This window comes from Cupriavidus sp. 05T42, from assembly GCF_056396345.1.
Window position 1 is genome coordinate 24,318 of record NZ_JBFTLH010000025.1, and the last position, 14,187, is coordinate 38,504.

General features: G+C 67.5%; 15 protein-coding genes. 4 read left to right on the top strand and 11 right to left on the bottom strand.

What is annotated here, in order from left to right:
- Positions 1-61: 61 nt before the first annotated feature.
- On the top strand, positions 62-598 hold the full coding sequence (locus AC1EJR_RS24390) for an EF-hand domain-containing protein (protein WP_143093914.1): 537 nt from the start codon (positions 62-64) through the stop codon (positions 596-598).
- Here AC1EJR_RS24390 and AC1EJR_RS24395 read toward each other — a convergent pair.
- From AC1EJR_RS24395 to AC1EJR_RS24420, 6 genes are all read right to left on the bottom strand, one after another.
- Positions 508-1,635: an NAD(P)/FAD-dependent oxidoreductase gene (locus AC1EJR_RS24395; protein ID WP_477113780.1), complete on the bottom strand. Its 1,128-nt coding sequence runs from the start codon at positions 1,633-1,635 to the stop codon at positions 508-510. The genes AC1EJR_RS24390 and AC1EJR_RS24395 overlap by 91 nt on opposite strands.
- A 22-nt stretch (positions 1,636-1,657) precedes the next feature.
- On the bottom strand, positions 1,658-5,344 hold the full coding sequence (locus AC1EJR_RS24400; protein WP_477147682.1) for an autotransporter outer membrane beta-barrel domain-containing protein: 3,687 nt from the start codon (positions 5,342-5,344) through the stop codon (positions 1,658-1,660).
- Between the two features lie 173 nt (positions 5,345-5,517).
- Entirely contained in the window at positions 5,518-6,165 is a 648-nt protein-coding gene (locus AC1EJR_RS24405; RefSeq protein ID WP_441593138.1) for a LysE family translocator, read from the bottom strand.
- Positions 6,166-6,267: 102 nt separating this feature from the next.
- Complete coding sequence (locus AC1EJR_RS24410) at positions 6,268-6,570, bottom strand: helix-turn-helix transcriptional regulator (protein ID WP_369823479.1); 303 nt, start codon at positions 6,568-6,570, stop codon at positions 6,268-6,270.
- Between the two features lie 179 nt (positions 6,571-6,749).
- The gene (locus tag AC1EJR_RS24415; protein ID WP_092296383.1) at positions 6,750-7,040 is read right to left on the bottom strand and encodes a hypothetical protein; all 291 of its coding nucleotides are present in this window, start codon (positions 7,038-7,040) and stop codon (positions 6,750-6,752) included.
- 113 nt (positions 7,041-7,153) lie between these two features.
- The gene (locus AC1EJR_RS24420) at positions 7,154-8,143 is read right to left on the bottom strand and encodes an SLAC1 anion channel family protein (protein ID WP_092296386.1); all 990 of its coding nucleotides are present in this window, start codon (positions 8,141-8,143) and stop codon (positions 7,154-7,156) included.
- A 99-nt stretch (positions 8,144-8,242) separates the two neighbouring features.
- Here AC1EJR_RS24420 and AC1EJR_RS24425 point away from each other — a divergent pair, with 99 nt between their 5' ends.
- The gene (locus AC1EJR_RS24425; RefSeq protein ID WP_441593144.1) at positions 8,243-9,178 is read left to right on the top strand and encodes a LysR family transcriptional regulator; all 936 of its coding nucleotides are present in this window, start codon (positions 8,243-8,245) and stop codon (positions 9,176-9,178) included.
- Here the strand turns inward: AC1EJR_RS24425 and AC1EJR_RS24430 are convergent.
- Positions 9,147-9,560: a MerR family transcriptional regulator gene (locus AC1EJR_RS24430; RefSeq protein ID WP_477113782.1), complete on the bottom strand. Its 414-nt coding sequence runs from the start codon at positions 9,558-9,560 to the stop codon at positions 9,147-9,149. The two genes, AC1EJR_RS24425 and AC1EJR_RS24430, sit on opposite strands and share 32 nt — an antisense overlap.
- Before the next feature lie 99 nt (positions 9,561-9,659).
- On the opposite strand from AC1EJR_RS24430, the gene AC1EJR_RS24435 reads away from it, so the two are divergent.
- Positions 9,660-9,878 carry a DUF2188 domain-containing protein gene (locus tag AC1EJR_RS24435; protein WP_092296392.1) on the top strand — a complete coding sequence of 73 codons (219 nt, stop codon included), beginning with the start codon at positions 9,660-9,662 and terminating at the stop codon, positions 9,876-9,878.
- Between the two features lie 65 nt (positions 9,879-9,943).
- On the opposite strand, the gene AC1EJR_RS24440 is transcribed toward AC1EJR_RS24435, so the two are convergent.
- The 4 genes from AC1EJR_RS24440 to AC1EJR_RS24455 all read right to left on the bottom strand — a co-directional run bounded on the left by AC1EJR_RS24440 (position 9,944) and on the right by AC1EJR_RS24455 (position 13,028).
- On the bottom strand, positions 9,944-10,138 hold the full coding sequence (locus AC1EJR_RS24440; protein WP_092296395.1) for a DUF1059 domain-containing protein: 195 nt from the start codon (positions 10,136-10,138) through the stop codon (positions 9,944-9,946).
- Positions 10,139-10,200: 62 nt separating this feature from the next.
- Positions 10,201-11,202 carry a Bug family tripartite tricarboxylate transporter substrate binding protein gene (locus AC1EJR_RS24445; protein WP_092296398.1) on the bottom strand — a complete coding sequence of 334 codons (1,002 nt, stop codon included), beginning with the start codon at positions 11,200-11,202 and terminating at the stop codon, positions 10,201-10,203.
- A gap of 45 nt (positions 11,203-11,247) precedes the next feature.
- Entirely contained in the window at positions 11,248-12,222 is a 975-nt protein-coding gene (locus tag AC1EJR_RS24450; RefSeq protein ID WP_477147683.1) for a tripartite tricarboxylate transporter substrate binding protein, read from the bottom strand.
- Between the two features lie 35 nt (positions 12,223-12,257).
- On the bottom strand, positions 12,258-13,028 hold the full coding sequence (locus tag AC1EJR_RS24455; RefSeq protein ID WP_092296404.1) for a GntR family transcriptional regulator: 771 nt from the start codon (positions 13,026-13,028) through the stop codon (positions 12,258-12,260).
- A 101-nt stretch (positions 13,029-13,129) separates the two neighbouring features.
- Between AC1EJR_RS24455 and AC1EJR_RS24460 the strand changes: the two genes are divergently transcribed.
- A complete protein-coding gene (locus AC1EJR_RS24460) occupies positions 13,130-13,978 on the top strand; it encodes an amidohydrolase family protein (protein ID WP_477147684.1) in 849 nt (282 codons plus the stop codon).
- The last annotated feature ends 209 nt before the right edge of the window (positions 13,979-14,187 follow it).

Consider the following 14,187-nt stretch of genomic DNA (forward strand, 5'->3'; position numbering starts at 1 on the left):
ACTGCCTAGAATCGTCAGCGCCGGAATTCCCCGGCATCACTTTTCTCCTAAGGAAATATTGATGAGCCAACTCAGACTCGGTGGACTCGATGCGATTCGCAGTGCACAGGCATCGTCGTCACTCAGGCGCACGCAGGCCGCGGAAACGGCCAGTGCGAATGCGGGTGCCGTGGATCGTTTCAAGGCACGGGGCATGGCCCTGAAGTTGGTGGACATGGTCGACGCGTTCAAGACAGAGCAGCTCAAGGCCACCGACCTCAACAGCGATAACGTGGTATCCCTCAGCGAACTGGGCAAGCAGTTGGCCGGCAAGAGTGAGGCGGAACTGGCGAGCATCCATGAGGCCATGGACATCGACAAGGACGGTCAGGTATCTGGCGCGGAATTCAAGGACAGCATTCCCCTCGATGAATTCTTCAACAGCGTGGCAACGGCCAGTAACCAAGACGCGTTAATGGCTCGTTTCAGCGCGCAAGGGGCGGCATTGCAAGTACGTGCCGGCATATTTCAAGCCGCAAGCACCCCGTGGTTTTCACCGAGCAGCGCCATGGATCCCAATCTGCCCAATTCGTCCGAACACTTCGCGCTTTTGCCGTAGCAGCCGAATGCAACGGTAACGCGATCCGAAAGCGGCCCGATGCGCGGCAGGCCCGTTGTGCCGAAGGTGGTCATGCAGGGCACGACGCGCCGTTCTTCGATTTGCAGGCCGGGGATACGCTCGAGGAGCTGCGCTTCGAGCCCTTCCGCCACGGGAATCGAGCCGCCGGACCGAAACCAGTCCTGGATATTCCCCTCGCTTTCGAGGGGAATATCCACCGGATCGCCGCCGAGCTTCAGCCAGGTCTGGCCGTCCGGATAGAGGATGGGCGGCAGGATATAGGGATCGGCACCCTTGGGTCCGAAACAACGCATCGATGGCATGCCGGCCAGGCGTTGCACCTCCGCCGCATCGAGCCGAAACATCGCGGCAGTCCGTGCGTACACCACGAAACCCAGGGATTGGCCCAGCAGCGATTGGGTATGTCCGCCGGCCGCAACGAGAACGCGCTCCACCTCCACATCGCCCGATCGCGTCCGGATCGTCACGCCAGTGGCGCTTTCCGAGATGCCGAGCGCGGGTTCGCCGAGAATCCGCGCCCCGGCGCGCTGCGCCGCAATCGTCTGCGCACGGACCAGGCGGCGCGGGCTGATATAACCGGCGTGTTGCGGCTCGAAGTAGCCCCGGGTTCCAGCCGGAAATCCAAGGTACGGGAATCGCTGAGCGAGCCCCGCATCGTCATAGGCTTCAACAAGAATGCCGGCTTCCGCCGCAATGCCGCCGATGGAGGACACGTCCGGGCTCTCGCGAGGGCCCACGTGAAGCACGCCGACTTCCCGATAGAACTCGACCCCGCTTTCCGCAAAAATCTCGCCGTAGCGCGCAATCGATGCGCGGTTCATGTCCCGCCAGAATGGCGTCGAATCGAACTGCCGCGTGATACGGCCTTCATCGTAGTGGCTACCAAAGACCCCGGCATGGCCAGCGTAGTCGGCCGGCTCATCGGGCCCGATCAGCGCCACCTCATGGCCCATCTTCGACAAATGGCGCGCCGCCGCCGCGCCGATCAATCCCCGTCCGATTACCGCGAGTTTCATGCTCTATTTGCCCTGACGACAGCTACCACGTGTACTTCACCCCGGMGCGCACCACATACTGATAGAAGCTCTGCGCGCCCCACGCGCCGGACACATTGGTCCAGCCAGTCCAGCGCTTGCGCAAATCCACATTGACGCCGATTTTCACTTCGTACCGATTATCCGGGTACATGCTGCCCACGGGAAGCTGATTGAACGAGACATTGCTGCCGACGCTGGTATGCCACCAGTTGAGGGTCAGGTACGGTTGCCATTTGCGCGCGTCATCGCGGACGTAGGTGCGATGCAGCCGCGCCCCGAGCCGCGTGATCCAGCCGTGCGAGTCCGCCCCGCTCACGCGCGTGCCATTCGGCTCCGTGATGTCGTCCTCGCTGTAGCCGACGTAGATCAGCTGCCCTTGCGGCTCGATCACCCAATCGTTGCGCAGCGGCATGGCATACCCGCCCTCCGCCGATACGGCGAAACCCTGCGCATGGTAGCGGACCACCGGCAGCAGGTCGCCTTCCACGCGATTGGTGAACCAGCCGTACTGGAACCAGGTGTCGACGTAGGCGCCGAGCTTGTGCTCATCGTTCTGGTACCAGGTGCCGTAGGCGCCCACGCTCCAGCCTTCCACCTTGCCCTTGGCGCGGAAGGCGTTGCCTTGCGCTTGCGCGTCCGTCCAGGCGTTGCCGTAGCTGCCCATCAGGCCAAGGTGGGCGCGGGCGGCTTCGCCGAAGACCTTCCACTTGGCCATTTCGGCGCCCCCTTGCAGCAGAAAGGCGTCCGTGCTGGTCTTGAACACACCATTGCTGCTGCGGCTGCCCTCCCACTTGCCCACCGCGCGCAGCCAGCCCGACCGCGGCTTGTCGTTCTCGTGGTCGAAATCCTGCCCTTCCACGTACTGGGGCTCACCCAGCCGGTCATGGAGGCTATGGACGAACATCTGGCCAGCCAGGCGCTGATTGGCGAGGTAGGCCGCCACCTCGGGCCGATAGAGCGCCCCGCCCGGCGTCGGAGTTGGGGTTGGATTTGGGTCCTGCTCGGACCGCAGATACCAGACGTTACCCGCGCTGCCATCCGGCGCGCCCTGGAACAGCCGGTATTCGTAGGCGCCCGCCACGGCGCGGCCTTCCAGCGCGAAGGCACCGGGAGCGCTGTCGGTGGCCACGGGGCTCAGGATTTCCACGAGCGGTATCCCGTTGGCGACCGTGAGCGCGCCCTGCCCCCCGACATTGTTCACACGGAGCCGTGTGGCACCGCCGGCCCCGGTCGCCGTGGCATCCGCCACGAGCATGTCGGCACGGGAGGCGGGCCCTCCCTCATTGAGCACGGCATTGAGCTTCAGCGTCCCGCCATTGGAGACATAGAGGCCCCCGCCGTACTGCCCTGCCGTCTGGCCGCCCCCGATCACCAGGACGTTGCCGACCGCCGCACCGCCTCCGGTCAGATCGATGGTGCCGCTGTTGGTGAACGTCCGCACGCCGAGGATTTGTCCCTGCACCGCGCCGCCAGCCACCGGCGTGTTGGCGGCCTGGCCCAGCGGCAGGTAGGCGCCGGCGGGGTTGAAGGTGACGATGGCGTCCGCCGGTTGCCGCGTGCCGCCCGCCCCGCTCACCGGCTGCGCGGCCAGCGCCAGCGTGCCGGTGTTGTCGACCGTGTTGTTCAAGCCCGTGCCGAGGTTGGCGATGGCGACGTTCCAGCTATCCCGCGAACCGCTTCCCGTGCTATCCGCGAAGCTGCGCAGGTTCCACGTGCCGCTGTTGTTGAGCGTGACGTCCGACGTCGCCGCCGAGACCACGCCCGTCATCGTGCCAGCGTTGTCGAGCCGGAACGATCCCGCCGAGCCGTTGCTGTCGGCGCGCACGGCCTGATCGCTCAGGGCCTCGATGGAGGACGCATTCCGCACGGCCTGTGTCAGCCCGGCCGTGGCGATGCCCGCGCTGGTGCCCCATCCCGCCCGAACCGGCTGGAGGTTCTGCACATCGACCGCGCCGCCCACCGAGGTGATCTCCAGGCCCGACGCATTGTTCCCGACGGTCGAGATCGCCCCTTCATTGACGACGGACATCGCCGCCGCGCCGCTGCCCCGCGCCAGGATGCCCTGCGCGTCGATCGCGCCGAGCGTCTGGATCGCGCCGCGATTGATGATAGTCTGCGCGCCCGTTCCCGAGAGCGTGGCGATCCCACGCTGGGCGTTGCCGCGCGCCGTCAGCGTGCCGGCATTCTGCACGGTGACTTTCCCCAGCCCCGTACCGCCGTTGTAGCCGCTGCCCGCCACGATGGCCGCGCCGCTGCCATTCACGTCGATGCTGCCGCTCAGGAAATTGATGTCGACGTCGCCGCCCAGACTGGTGCCTTGCAGACCGAACGAGCCGCCGCCGGATCCTTCTCCACCGCCATTGTCCGAGTGCGTGATGATCGTGCCCTGCGCCGTGATGCCGACCGTGTTGGTCGCCGCACCCGTGGTGGCGTAGATCCCGTTGGCATTGCCGTTGAAGGTTTCGAGGCGGGCACCGGTGTAGGTCACCTGCGTATTGCCGCTGACGGAATGCGCGCGAATGGCGGCCGAGCCATCGCCGTAGGTGGTGATGTTGCCCGAATAGTCGACGGTGACGGCGCCAGCTTCCGCGCCCACGGTAATGCCGAAGGCGCGCACTGTCGCCGGGTTGCCGTACACCGTGATGTCACCAGTGCCCGTGACGGTGGCCGTCCCGCCAGCCCGGGCGATCATATAGATGCCGCGTGAGCCCTCGGCATTCCCCGTGGCGCCAACCGTGATCGGCGCCCGGTTGTCGACCGACAGCGAGCCGGACGTGTTCAGTCCCGACGTGACATAGATGCCATGGCCCGCCTGCCCCGTGGCCAAAATGGCGCCCTCGTTGACCACCGCGACGTCGCCGCCCTGCGTGCTGGATCGGATGCCGAAGCCGTTCAGCCCGTCGGTGGTGATGGCGCCGCCGTTGCGGATGCGGGTGGTGCCGGTGCCGGCATCGGTCATGATGCCGAACGCATTGGTCGCGGTGGCGCGGACCGTGGCGTTGCTGTCGATGGTGATGGTGCCGCTGCCKGGGCTGTAGGCGCGTATGCCGGCATGATTGGCGGGGCCAGCCTCGAGACCCGGGTCCGACGGATCCTCGATTGCCGTGGTGTTGTCGATAAGGAAGGTCACGCCGCTGCCGACCGTGGCCGAGACCGCGCCCGCGCTGGTCGCCGTGGTCTTCAGGTTCATGCCATGGCCACCGACCGTCGAAATGGTCCCGCTGCCCTGATGCACGATAGTGGCGCTGCCGCCGCCGTTGGCAGTAATGTCGAGCCCATCGTGCTCGTTGCCGGTGACCCGGTTCGTCACGTTGAGCGTCGTGCCGGACGTTACCGTAATCGTCGAGCTACCCGGGCTCAGGTTGATCACGCCAATCCCGTCCAGGCCAGCGCCCTGCATGGTGATCGACGTGGTGCCGCCATCGATGTTTGCGGCGGCATTGCCGGCCGTTACCGTGCCGGTGACCTGGGCCGTCACCCCGTTTGCTGCGGCGGCCGGCTGGTTGGTAATGGTCGTGCCCGCCACGGTCGCCGTGGCGTTGGCTGCGGACGTGGTCGCCCGGATACTGGCCCCGGTCGTCGTATTGAACGTGGTGCCCGTCAAGGTGCCGATATTGGATGGCGTGCCCGCAGCCGGTTGGCAGAACACGCCCACCGAGAACGTTCCGCTGATACTCGTACTGCACATGGACGTCTGCGCTTGCAGGGCCGAGGGGAACAATGCTGCGGCGCCCAGCGCGATCCGCGTCCTCACACAACGTGCCGGCCGGCCCATAGAGTCTCCCGTGTCACAGTCAGACGTGGTCGAACCAGTATGGAATGTCAAATCTGTCGGGCAAGTGAAACTTTTGGCAAAGCGAGTTAAAGACGTTGAACCGCGCCGACTGCCCGCCGGCCCACCGCCACGAGCACTCCCGCCCCGAACACCATCAGCATGCCGCCCGCCGCGCGCTCCAGCTTGGGCAGCGCCCGGGCGAAGCGCCGCAGCACGCGCGGGTGGCCGATGGACACCGCGACCAGCAGGTCCCACCCCAGCACCGCGGCGAACATCCACACGCCGTACGCCACCTTCCACGGCGCGCTGGCGTGCGGCCCGCTGAGCATGGCGGCCAGGCTGGCGTAGAACAAGGCGTTCTTGGGGTTGAGGATGCCGGACAGGAAGCCGCTGGCCACCGCCTGCGCGAAGCCGGTCGCCGCCCCGCCGCCCGCCTTTGCCTCTCCCAGGGGCGTGGTCCCGGCGAACCGCACGAACTGCCAGCCGAGGTAGAGCAGGTACAGGCCGCCGGCCAGTTGCGTCAGGCTGAACAGCGCGCTGTCGGCCCGCATCGCCGAGACCCCCGCAAATGCCCCGGCGATGAACACGCCGTTGGCCAGCGCGATGCCGAGGCACGCCCCGGCGGCGCGTCGCCAGCCGGCGGCCAGCGAGGTACGGGCGATCAGGAAGAAGTCGGGGCCGGGCGATAGCAGCGCCAGAAAGTGGGCCGTGGCGACGATGAGGAATAGGTGCATGACGCAGACTCGCTGAGGAAACCGCCGGAGTCTGCCGCCCCGCGCGGGCCGCGTCTTGAAGGAAATTGCAGGATTGGGAGGATCAGGCCCAATCAGGCCCGATCAGGCCCGATACCGCGCCGGTGTCACGGCGGCGTGCGCCTTGAACACGCGCTGGAAGTGGCTCTGATCCGCAAAACCGAGCCCGTAAGCCACCTCGGCAATCGCTTCGCCGGCCCGCAGGCGGTCGCGAGCCAAGTTGACGCGCTGGTTGACCTGCCACGCGTGCGGCGTCATGCCGGTGGCCCGGCGGAAGGCGCGGATCAGCTGGTAGCGGCTCAGGCCGGCCAGCGCCGCCAGTTCCGCGAGCTGGCGGCAGCGCCACCGGCGCGGGGCCGGCCCCCGTGAAAACGCTGGCGCCGCCATCCACGGCGCCAATCGACCAGGTCGGATGGCTGTGCGGCCGATAGGCGGCACGGCTCCGGCACGCCCGGCGGCTCTCGGCGCAGGGCATGGCGGGGTCGCGCCAGAACTCGGTGGTGTCATCGGGGCCAGTCATGGCGGCGATTCTACCTTCGAGGAACCGCCGCGCCTTGCCCTATCCATCACTTCGACTGCACGATCACTGTGCCTTCGGTAATCGTCGGTGCGCCCACGGAGATTCCGGTAGCGTGCTCCGCGATCCAGGTCTTGGCGACCTTGACGCTTTCGTCCGTGCCCGCCTTGTCGGTGCAGGTGGTCACCGAAAAGCCGCCGGCGTCTCCGCGCACCAGCGTGTAGCTGAGCAGGCCCTGAACCTCCCGCATCAACGGCTCGATCTCATCCTTGTGTTGTGCCAGCAGGTCGAATAGCTCGCTGGCGCCGCTTCCTGAATACGTTCTGACGACGGTGTGCATGATGGGTCCTCCAATGCTTGAACCCCGGCCTTTCGCGCAGTGCGCAAAGATAAGCTGCAACGGAACCAGTCTAGGTGCCAGCGGCCTCGGCAGGCCCCGGGCTTGCATCTATATCAACCGCCCAGCAAATCGCCGTTGAACAGGATGTGCAGGGTCAGGACGAACAGCACCACGATGGCGATGCTCAGCAGGGCCAGCAGGACGATGGCAATCGCCGTCACCGGCCAGGCCTGGACGAACATCGCGTACTTCAGCGCGGCGATGGCCAGCGCCGCCAGCGGGAAGCTGATGGCCCACCAGCCGGAGGCGAACGGCAGGCCGCGGCGGAACACCTTGGGCGCCAGCGCCAGGAAGATGAACAGGCCGAAGTAGAACAGCAAGGCGGCGAAGGTATCCACGCGCTGCGTCATGTTCGTATAGGCCAGGAAGCCGACCTCGAACGGCGCCATCAGGATCAGCAGCGACGGCACCATGCCGGCCGGCACCGGCTCGTGGTGGATCATGCGCGCCATGATCATCGTGAAGAACAGCAGCGCGATCATCGTCCCCACGGCCATGGCGAACAGGTTCACCTCATGGGCCCACGGCATCGGCATGGTGGCGCCGGCCACGGCGATATCGAGCGTGGCCACGCCGGGGATGAACCAGGCCGGCACGGCGTGCGCCGCGTCGATCTTGCCGCGCAGCAGGCGGCTGGAGATGGCGAAGCAGATGGCGAGCGTCGCCACGGTGCCCACGGTCCACATCCCCTCGGCCAGCGGCTGGCTCAGCGGGGCGACCACCGTGGACAGCAGCAGGATGGCGATGGTGATCGTGCCGAAGAAATTCCCCGCGACTGGATGCCGGTACTCGCTGGCCACCGCCGCCGGGTACTTCGCCGCCTTGACCAGATAGCCCGTGCCCAGCACGACGAACACAGCCAGCGCCAGCCAGCCGGCCACATCGGCAATCCACGGGCTGGCCCCGAACGCCTGGCTGGCCTGCCGCCATGCCAGCGACAGCCCGGCAATCCCCATCACCGACGCGAACAGGTTGACGGGCAGGTGCCTGACGGAGGCGGATTTGCGCAGGGTTTGGGGGTGAGGGTTCGAAAGCGTGGACACGGCAGGACTCCAGATTGAGGGGTTCGCCCGATACTAGGCCCTTCCACCCATAAAGATAATCTGGCACGATCGGGAATCACTCTCCCAAAAATCGAGAATATGGCGGATCGTTTCGAATCCATGTCGATCCTGGTGGCCGTGGTGGAGGCCGGCAGCTTTTCCGCCGCCGCGCGCCAGCTCCGGATGCCGCTTGCCACCGTGAGCCGGAAGGTGGGCGAGCTGGAGGCGCACCTGAACACCCGGCTCCTGCATCGCTCCACCCGGCAGCTCTCGCTGACCGAGACCGGCCACGCCTACGTGGCCGCCTGCCGGCGCATCCTCGAGGAGGTAGGCGAGGCGGAGCGCGCCGCGTCCGGCGAATATGCCGCGCCCAAGGGCGAACTCGTCATCACGGCGCCCATCGTCTTCGGCCGCCTGCACCTGCTGCCCGTGGTGGCGGATTTCCTGAAAACCTATCCGGACATCGACGTCCGCATGGTGCTGACCGACCGCGTKGTGGCCCTGCTGGACGAGCATGTCGATATCGCCCTGCGCATTGCCGACCTGCCGGACAGCAATTTCATTGCGATGCCGATCGGCACCGTCCGGCGGGTGGTGTGCGCCAGCCCGGCCTACTTCGCCGCGCACGGCACGCCCGCTCGCCCCCAGGATCTCGCCGAGCATGCCTGCATCACGTTCGAGCAGATGACCTCCCGGCAGGTCTGGCATTTCACGGCGGGCAAGGTGGCGAAGGGGGCGAAGGCGGGCAAGGCGGAGATTGCGGTGCCGGTGCGTTCGCGGCTGGCCGTGAGCACGGCCGAGGCGGCTGTCGATGCGGCGGTGGCCGGCGTGGGCATTACGCGCGTGGTGTCCTACCAGATGGCGGGCGCCCTGCGCGCGGGCGCGTTGCAGATCGTGCTCGAAGCGTTCGAGCCGCCGCCGTGGCCCATCAGCCTGGTCCACACCGGGCAGGGCCTCCTTCCGCTGAAGCTGCGCGCCTTCCTGGACTTCGCCGCGCCCCGGCTCAGGGCCCGGGTGGCGGCGATTGCCGTCTGACGTTGGACAAGCTATCGATCAAGGGGCAGGACGTCCCGCTGCCATTGGCGTGGCATTGCGCAATGAGGGTCTTCAGTTCGTCGCGCAGGCGTAGCAGATCCTTCAATCGATCTTCCACCAGCCCGAGTTTCTGCTCGGCCAGCACCCGGGCCGTGCCGCACGTGTCGCTATGGCCCTGCCGCAGCAGGACTCGCACTTCGTCCAGCGTGAAGCCGAACGACTGCGCCTGGCGAATGAACTGCAGCCGCTGCAGGCTCGCCTCCGGATACTGGCGGACGGCGCCGAACGCGCGCTCCGGCATCGGCAGCAGCCCGCAGCGGTGGTAGTAACGCACCGTCTCCACGCCAACGCCTGCGGCCTGGGCCAGCTTCCCGATTGTCATGGTGTGATGCATTGCGCTTGACTCCGTACCTTGGTACGGATCTAGCCTAGCGGTAAATCTGACGGAAGAAAATGGCGGGGAATACGGAGAGAGAACGATATGCAATCGCGCATCATTCGCGTTCTGCCCGCCGAGTATGGCTGGGCACTGCAGTTCGGTGGTCTCGATATCAAGCCCCAGCGCTTCACGACCATGGAAGCGGCCATCGCCGCCGGCTGGGACATGGCCCGGCGCGAGCACGCCGAGTTGCACATCCATCGTCACGATGGGGACGTGCACCTGCGCAGGGCATGGTACGACCCGTATCAGGACCGCTAGCCGCGCGCCGGAAGTGCGGGATCAGCCGCTGGCCGGTCCCGCCTCTCGCTTGACAACGCCGGCGCTCAGGCCGGCGGGGCACCCTCCTTGAACAAGGACTTCAGCTGCGTGCGCAGTTCAGGGGAATCCTGATGCTGATGCACCGCCACCGCATGCTGGACCGCAGCCTCGAGCAGTTCGTCTTCATTGTCGGCGCTCAGCGCCACAGTGCAGTTTTTCTCGCTCGGATAGTCGCGGCAATCGATGTACTTGCGTCCCATATCGCCTCCTGACACCGGCCTGGGGCCGGTGCCTTGAAGTATAGGTAGGACGGCGGCAACGCCTAGTCCGGCTTGATGCCCGCGCGCGCCACGATCGGCTTCCAGCGTTGCTGCTCCGCCGCGATAAAGCGGGCGAATTCCTCGGGCGTGCTGCCCACCACCAGGGCGGCGTCCGCGCCCAGCCGCTCCACCGAGGTGGGACTCTTCACCGCCTTGATCGTGGCCTCCGCCAGCTTGGCCACCGCCGGCTGCGGCAGCGAGGCCGGCGCCAGCAGCCCGTACCACTGCGTCATCTCGAAGCCCGGATAGCCCTGCTCCGCCACCGTCGGCACATCGGGGAGCTGCGGAATGCGCTGCGCCGTGCCCGTGGCGATACAGCGCACCTTGCCCGTCTTGATGAACTGGATGATGGCCGGCGCGCCCACCGCCGCCGCATCGAGCCGCCCGGACAGCAGGTCGGTGATCTGCGGGCCGCTGCCGCGATACGGCACGTGGGTGATAAAGGTGCCGGTGGTCGCCTTCAGGTACTCGAAAGCCAGGTGGCCGGCGCTGCCATTGCCCGCCGAGCCGTAGTTCAGCTTGCCCGGCTTGCTCTTGGCCAGGGCCACGAACTCCTTGAGGTTCTTCGCCGGCAGGTCCGGGTGCACCACGTACAGGCTGGGCACCTTCGACAGCAGCGAAATCGGCCGGAAGTCCCTGTTCGGGTCGTACGGCAGCTTGGGGAAGATGTACGGATTGACCGCCAGCGTGCCGATATGGCCGAGGATCAGCGTGTGGTTGTCGTCGGCCCGCGCTACCTCGCCCATGGCGATATTGCCCGCCCCGCCCGGCTTGTTTTCGACGAATACCGATACGCCGAGCAGCTTGGTCAGCTCCGCCGCCGTGGAGCGCGCCACGATCTCGGAACTGCCGCCCGGCGCGAACGGCACCACCAGCCGGATGGGTTTGGACGGCCAGGTTGCCTGCGCGCGCGCCAGCGTGGGCGCCAGGGCGCCGGCGCCCAGCGCAGCCATCAACCCGAGCAGGTGCCGGCGATCGGCGTCAAAGGGGGAATCTGTGGACATGGGGGTCTCCTTCGTTTTTAGTGTGCTACGACGTCAAGCCGGCGCTTATTCCGGCTTGACGTTACCGTCCTTGATGACCTTGGCCCAGAGCCGCGTCTGGGTGTCGATATAACGCGCCGCCTCGGCCGGCGGGGCGCCTACCACCTCGCCGCCCAGCTCGGCCACGCGCTGKCGGATCTCCGGACTGCCCATGACCTTCTGGAGCGCGTCCGACAGCCTGGCCACCACGGCTTCCGGCGTGTTGGCGGGCAGGAAGGCGGCATTCCATTCATAGACCTCGTAGCCCGCCACGCCGGCTTCCTGCATGGTCGGCACGTTGGGCAGCGCCGAGGTGCGTGTATGGCTGGTCACCGCCAGCGGGCGCAGCTTGCCTGCCTTGATGTGCTGGAGGCTGGAAGCCACGTTGGCGAAGAACAGCGGCACCTGTCCGGCGATGACATCGGTCATCGCCGGACCGCCGCCCTTGTATGGCACGTGGAGCAGGTCCACGCTGGCGCGCTGCTCGAACAGCACGCCGGACAGGTGCTGCGCCGAGCCATTGCCCGACGAGGCGAACGCCACCGTGCCCGGCTTCTGCTTCGCCAGCGCCAGCACGTCCTTGACGTTCGTCGCCGGGAAGGCGGGATTGGCCACCAGCACATTGGGATAGCGCGCCAGCACGCCCACCGCCCGGAACGCCTTGGCGGGGTCGTAGGGCAGGCGCGGATAGAGGCTCGGGTTCACCGCGTAGGACGACGCGTCCACCATCAGCGTGTAGCCATCGGGCGCGGCCTTGGCCACGTACGACGCGCCGATCTGCCMGCCCGCCCCGGGCCGGTTTTCCACGATCACCGTCTGGCCGAGTTCCCGTCCCAGCCCCGGCGCGATCAGCCGCGCCATCAGGTCGGCACCGCCGCCGGGCGGATAGGTGACGACGATGGTCAGCGGGCGCGTCGGCCACGGCTGGGCGGCGTCGGCGGCGTGCAGCAAGGTCGGCTGCAAGGCCAGGCCTGCCAGCGTGAGGGGGATCAGGGAACGCATGGGGGTGTCTCCGTCAAATCAATGTTGGGGCGAGGTCAGCGAATCTCGGCCGTGTAGCGGAAGGCATAGGCATCGCCCCGGGTCAGCCGGTATTCGACGCACTGGCCCTGGATATCGAACGCCTGACGCGTGACCAGCGCACAGGGATGGGAGGGCGGCAGCGCGAGCAGCTCGGCTTCCTCGGCATCGAGCAGCCGGAAGGTCACCTCGTCCATCGCCCGGTGCACGGTGATGCCGCAGCGCTGGCTCAGCAGCGGATAGAGCAGCTCGCCCCACTCGGCCATCGGCGTCTCCTGCAGCGCCGCGCAGCGCGGCAACGGCAGCCAGATCGATTCGAGCAGGCGCGGGGTGTCCGCCACCCAGCGCCGGCGCGAGATGGCCAGACCCCGCGCGCCGGCCTCCAGCCCGAAGCGGCTGGCCATGGCCTTGTCCAGCCGCACGCTGCGGCAGGACAGGATCTCCGAGCGCGGCACCGCCGTGGGCGCCGCATCGGCATCGGCCTCCGAGCGGAAGCGGAAGAAGCGCATCATGCTGGCGCCGCTCCCCCCGGTCAGCCCGGTGCACACGAAAGTACCCTTGCCCTGCACCCGCTCCAGCAGCCCCTGCTGCACCAGCACGGCAATCGCCTGCCGGATCGTGCCGAGCGCGATGCCAAACTCGCCCGCCAGCGCACTTTCGGCCGGAATGGCAGTGCCCGGCGACCACTCGCCCGTGACGATCTTCTGCTGCAATAGCGCGGCAATCTGCCCGTAGCGGCTCATGCCTGCCGAGGCGGCGGCCGGTTGGCGCGTGGCATTGTCTGGCATCTGGTGTCCGTGTTAGATTCCACTCCTATAGAGGACTAGAGTACCCGGACCGGGCCAGCCCGCCATATCGGGGCTAACCCGCACAGAGGAGAATCGTGCCGATGACGACAAGCCAGACGCTGGTGGACTGCCACTTCCATGTCTTCGATGCCGGCGTGGCCRTGGCTTCGGCACGCTACCGGCCGCCCTACGCCGCGTCGCTGGCGGACTGGCTGTCGATGGTCGGGTCGATGGGCGGGTCGATGGGCGACCCGTCGGTGGACCCCTACGGCGTGGTGGTCCAGACCAGCTTCCTCGGCACCGACAACGCGGCGATGCTGGCTGCGCTGCGCCGCATGCCGGGGCGGCTGCGCGGCGTGGCGGTGGTCGATCCGGCCGTGGACGACGCCGAACTCGCCACGCTGGATGCCGCCGGGGTCCGGGGCATCCGCCTGAACCTGTATGGCGATGCCGGCTGGCGGCGCATCGACACCGCGCCGTGGCGCTCGCTGTTCCAGCGCGTGGCAGCGCTGGGCTGGCACGTGGAAGTCCACAYGAACAATRGCGACGGCGCGATGGTGCTGGCCGCGCTCGATGCCGCGCTCGACAATGCGCCGGCCCCCATCGTGCTCGATCACTTCGGCCGCCCCGGCCCGCTCGGCGTGGACGACCCGGTCTTCGACACGGCCCGCACCGTGGCCGTGCGACGCCCGCTCTGGATCAAGATCAGCGCGCCCTACCGGCTGGCCAGCCCTGACCAGTGGCCGACACTGGCTGCGCATTGGGCCGAGATAGCCGGGCCGGACCGCCTGCTCTGGGGCAGCGACTGGCCGTGGACCAACCACGAGGCCCCCGCACGTGCCGACGAATGCCGCGCGGTGATGGCCTGGCTCGCACAGCGGCCGGATTTGTCGGAAGGCTTGCGCTGGCGCAATGCCGCCGCGCTCTACGGCTTCGCACTGGCGGGCTGAAGCGCCCACACAGCCGCCCATCTAGCTGACGCGGCGCGTCCGCGCCGGTGCACCGGACCCGCCGGCGGTGCACGGCATGCCCCGCTCCGGGGCCCGGGCTTCCTCCCCCCTTCCGCCCGCCTTTCCCACCCCATTTCCCCCAATCCCAGTCCCCAAGCCGGATTCCGGGCGCGCCGGCTATCAGGGTATTCACTGGCATTGCTCTTGCT